The following is a 4716-nucleotide window of genomic DNA, read 5'->3' as shown; positions in this document are numbered from 1 at the left end:
GGCGAGTGGCCATCAAACGAGGTTCATGAGCTGCTGCCGTGGAACTTCCTGCCTGTAAAATAATCATTACGCCACGTCCAGGATGGGGCGCTTACGCGTATTGAAGCGGAATGCCAGTTAGGTATACCCAAATCTACGGCCTGCGATCTTTTTATTCGCTTCAGGAAGGCCAGTCGGCCATGGCCTTTGTCGCCACGAATCAACGCAAAAAATCTGAATAAACAACTTTACCGGCAGGGCTCCAAAAAATCGTCCGTTCTTCCCATAGCCACTGCACCGGTTCTCTGCGAAATCCCTGCTGCCCGTGTCACAAAAACAATCGAACCCGCCTCAGCCGAAAGCGGCCCTGACTGCCAGGGCACGCTGCATCACATCCGCGATGAGGTAAGTGAAAAGCTGGTATATATCCAGGCTCGTGTCGTGGTTAACCGATGTGTTCGCCTGCAGTATGGTTGCACCTGCCACCAGCGGGAAATCAGCGGTAGTATGCCTGCACACATTATCCCGAAAGGCGTAGCAAAGCCGTCACTCATCGCCCAGGGGGTGATCGGCAAGTACTGCGACCATATGCCCCCGCACCGTCAGCAAATCCCGGCAACTACTGCTGCGTTTTGAGCGGCGAAGCAAAGTGCATAATGCATTTAAAACGCTGGTATATACGCTGAACAACCAGAGACACTTTTGCTGATCGGCTGACGATTAGAATCAGCCCTTAAACTGGAAATGGCGCCTGCTTCAGGCCCTCTCGCGCCGGTAAAATGGCTGAAACTAGGTGTTTTATTAAAAAACATATAAAATCAGCAATTATGCAATACTTTGATGCCCAGCCAGCTTTTGAAGAGGCCTGACTACAACTCTGAATCGAGGGAAAACCCGCTACCAGTTGCAAACTAAACTGCGTTGTCACTTTACATTGTTATTAAAATAACAATGTAACAATGAGTTATTGAAAATAAAAATTTAAATTATTTTGAATATAAAAAATGATAATCATTTTAATTATGATCAATAATAATTTGGATTATGTGCCATTTTTATGTCAAGTGTAAGAGAGAACTGTTTTCTATGATAAACAATTCATTCAGGGGTGTTACACCATTTCGAACGTAAAGAACGAAGGCATTATTATGCTTTACTCAGAGGAGACCGTTTTCCTTGAGGAAAGCAGTGTGATATCGACTTTGAATTCTGTTGGTGAAATTGGAAAAACATCAGTATGAAACACAAATTGCATACTGACAGATATCATGTGTCAAAATTGATGATTTATGACCAGGACAGTCATCCACACAGTATCAACAATATATAATTAAATGGATTAAAATTATGAGCACAGGTCGCAATAGTCGGCTACTTATTGGATTATTTGCCTTGTTCGGTATGAGTGTCGTTTATCACCCTTCCGCCACCGCAGATACCTCGTTGGATCAAAAATTTCACGATATTGCCAACGAGTTGAATACCCGGATGAATAAAGTTGATGGTTGCGGTTCTGAGCCAGCATGGACCTGCTCCGGGCTGGTGATGCGTTCGACTAATTATCTGACATCGAAGCCAGATGCCACGATCACCTCCCACTATTACATTCGTAAAGATACAAATACAAAGAATTTGTACAGTGAGTCTGTGGGGATTGTTCTGGAATCTTCACACGCCAACCTCGATTCCAGGTTGCAGTGTATCTATCCACGCGATGCAGATACCGTGAATGATTTGTCGGGTTACAACAGGAGTGCAGAGAATTACCATTGTAGCGACAAGAATACACAGTCTGACGCTAATGATTTAAGTTCATGTAAACATACATTAAGCGATAGAACAGGTGACACCACTGACGCATGGTACACGGCATTTACCAAACATTACCCCGATCGTGAACAAGACGGTCGCAAGCAATGCTCGTTCAGTGTTAAGGATCCTGCCCAGTTTGCGGCCGCTATCAAAGCCTCAGCCGATAATCACAACATTATCAAGAATAATGCGCTCAACGCCAGCTGGAATGAACTTGTCGTTAAGCCCTGGGGGGAAACAGACATGCCCCAAATCAAGGCTGTTTTTTACGCGAATCAGGCCGGAAAGGGGTTTGTTGACGCTGATTTCACGGTTGCCAAAAAACTAGCGGAACAGTACCAGCAGAAAACAGGAAAGGCCATTCCTGTTGTGAAAATAGACCTGGTCACGAGCAGGGTGGAGCTCACAACATGGCGACCAGACAATACGGATACACCCGGTAAAAATTTGCTAAAAAATGACCTGTCAGAACTCAGTGTCACTGGCACCGGAAGCGTGGATACCTGGCCGGATGGCTCTTCGCACGACGACTGGACTGTTGGCTCTACTGTGTTGTCAGATAAAACGCCAGTGGAAGTGCTGGGTGAGACAAACAGCGGCCTGCCATCCAGACGATTTCACTCAGCGGTTAAACTGGCAGTAAACAACAAGCCGGGTCGCATATATGCCCGTGTTCATCTGACTGAAGGCGTAAATTATGTCATCAAATGGACTGATGCACGCGACAATTATCAGGCTACAAATTTGTCTGAAGCAGATCAGTATACATGACGGATTGGCGACTCAGCGGTCGAAACTGCCGCATACGATCATCAGGAAACCGTTGTGACGACAACCGAATGGAAGGATCGGGAATATTCGTTCACGCCCAAAAAGTCAGCAGAGTATTACCTTTCTGTTCGGGGAAAGGCACGGAGTGATGGTAAATCGCGGGGAGCGCTACTGACCCATGTGAGCATATCCGTGAAGTAAAAACGACAGAGACTATCGGGATTAAAACAAGGAGAAAAGGATATGCCAGGTTCTGTATCAAGACTATTTTTCATGTGTATGCTGTGTACGTCTATTTTATCCGCGCATGCCTTGCAGGTAGCCACAGGCAATGAGCTGAATGAGGCACTTCAGGGCTGTGAGGACCAGTATAAAAAGGCGGGGAATTACGGTGACTGCAGCCTGATGAACTATCAGGCCGGGTATGTCATTCTGAAAACAAGAACTGCCAGTGACAACCAGTTTCTTCTGCTGCCGATGGACAATGTCACAGGTATTGAGGATGAAGGCGTTCTTAGTCGTCCCTACACGCATCCGGTGAGTAACTTGTTTTACAGTGCCTGGCAATCACGTGGTTTTGTCTTTGACCAACTAAAACAACGAGGGAAAAAACTGGCGGAAAAAGATATTGCCCTGACCATCAATCCGGTAAATAGCCGGACACAAAATCATTTACATATTCATATATCCTGCCTGGCGGCAAAAACCCAACAAAGCCTCAGTGACCTTGATATCGAAAAACTGGGATGGGGATGGGAAAGCAAGCCGCTTAAAAATAAAAATGATCGAGACATTCTTTATGATATCAGGAAGCTCAGTGCAACGGCTTTTCTCAATGAGAACATTTTCGACCTGGTACATGAGCGATATCGGAGCAATATGAAGTACGCAGAAGTGACTGTCGTACCTGCGCGCACACGGTCGGACGAATTTCTGCTTCTGGTCAATCCGGGAAGCGTAAGTTCTCCCGCGACGGCGGAAGAACTACAGGATCACAGCTGCACTGTTGCAAAATTGGCTCACTAGGTCTGCGCACTGTTTCAGTGCGTCTGGTCTTTAAATACACATGACGGCTCATTATTGGTCATCCAGTGGAAGAGGTCTACTGAGAGGCCACTGCTGCAAAGATGAAGATTGGAAAGCCTTCCATTCAGTAAAATAGCCATTTATTTCAAATAATCGGAATACGTTTAACATGTTGGCACAGAGAAACGTAAGCGTCATATACAGACCGTATTGACACTTATGCAGATGCGGGATCGGTTTTCCACGCCATCAGAGCGCTTGTCGTTATCGGACCAGAGCCGGGTATCTCCGATAATCTCCGGCGGTTCACATTTTCACGATGCTGGTACTGGATTTCTTTCTCCTGTTCGACGAACTGACTATCCAGCTATTTGAGATGCTCACTTAACCGCTGCAGAGAAAATGGCTGAGCGTGTCCAGTGCGCTATGCGCCAGAGGCCAGTGGTGGGTGTTGAGCAGCCGAAGATTATCGGTGATACGCAGATTGCTGATCAGGTGGGACGCCCGAACCCCGGCTATGCCCGTTGATGGGAGGTTTTGCATTCCACGCTGAAGGGGAACGTCTGCTCAGCCTCATCCCTGGCGGTCCGGTTATAGGCCGGGTACAGCATCCGGCTTTCAGGGTTGGCAGGCGCTCCCCTTTCCAGTCAATAATGGCCGCCTGTTCAGGCGTATCAGTGTAAGGGCTCGTTAGGCGTCCTGATTGAGGAAATATGTCAGTGAAATACAATCTTAAATACAAACTATTGGGCTTTCTCTTTGGCGAAATCATCACTGCCAGAGTGCTGGTTCTGTCGACCGGGAAAGTGATTGCCATGCCCCTGAAAGAGCTTGACGACTCAGAAATCTCAGATGATTTAAATCCTCATGAAATAAAAGCGCTACACAAAAAACTGTATATGCACCACAACATAACCACTGAGTATGAAATGAGCGACCGAAATGAACGTTCCTGGTACGCATATTTCTCCATCAGTTTAGCACTGGCTGTCATTTACATTCTGTCCACTGTCAGCGGTGTAAAGCCTGTCCAGACCCTGTACACGATTCTGTGTAAATGCCTTTTCTCAGAAGTGACCATCCAGGCGGTCACCAAACTCGATAATAAAGCGGCTCATTGCCATACGC

General features: G+C 46.7%; 3 protein-coding genes and 2 pseudogenes. 4 read left to right on the top strand and 1 reads right to left on the bottom strand.

The genetic code is table 11. From position 1 onward, the window contains the following. Positions 1-186: 186 nt before the first annotated feature. The 3 genes from B9Y90_RS26740 (at position 187) to B9Y90_RS25375 (ending at position 3588) form a co-directional block, all read left to right on the top strand. On the top strand, positions 187-615 hold the full coding sequence (locus B9Y90_RS26740; RefSeq protein ID WP_254902770.1) for an IS66 family transposase zinc-finger binding domain-containing protein: 429 nt from the start codon (positions 187-189) through the stop codon (positions 613-615). A gap of 711 nt (positions 616-1326) precedes the next feature. Further along, entirely contained in the window at positions 1327-2562 is a 1236-nt protein-coding gene (locus tag B9Y90_RS25380; protein WP_085543066.1) for a hypothetical protein, read from the top strand. A gap of 243 nt (positions 2563-2805) precedes the next feature. Next, entirely contained in the window at positions 2806-3588 is a 783-nt protein-coding gene (locus B9Y90_RS25375; RefSeq protein WP_085543065.1) for a CDP-diacylglycerol diphosphatase, read from the top strand. 390 nt (positions 3589-3978) lie between these two features. Here B9Y90_RS25375 and B9Y90_RS27455 read toward each other — a convergent pair. Then, a pseudogene (locus B9Y90_RS27455) lies at positions 3979-4243 on the bottom strand (DNA helicase); the annotation flags it as partial. 64 nt (positions 4244-4307) lie between these two features. On the opposite strand from B9Y90_RS27455, the pseudogene B9Y90_RS25365 reads away from it, so the two are divergent. Then, positions 4308-4716, top strand: a pseudogene (locus B9Y90_RS25365) (hypothetical protein); the annotation flags it as partial.

Source organism: Cedecea sp. NFIX57, assembly GCF_900177785.1.
Taxonomy (GTDB): domain Bacteria; phylum Pseudomonadota; class Gammaproteobacteria; order Enterobacterales; family Enterobacteriaceae; genus Cedecea; species Cedecea neteri_C.
This window is presented reverse-complemented; position numbering and strand designations above follow the sequence as displayed.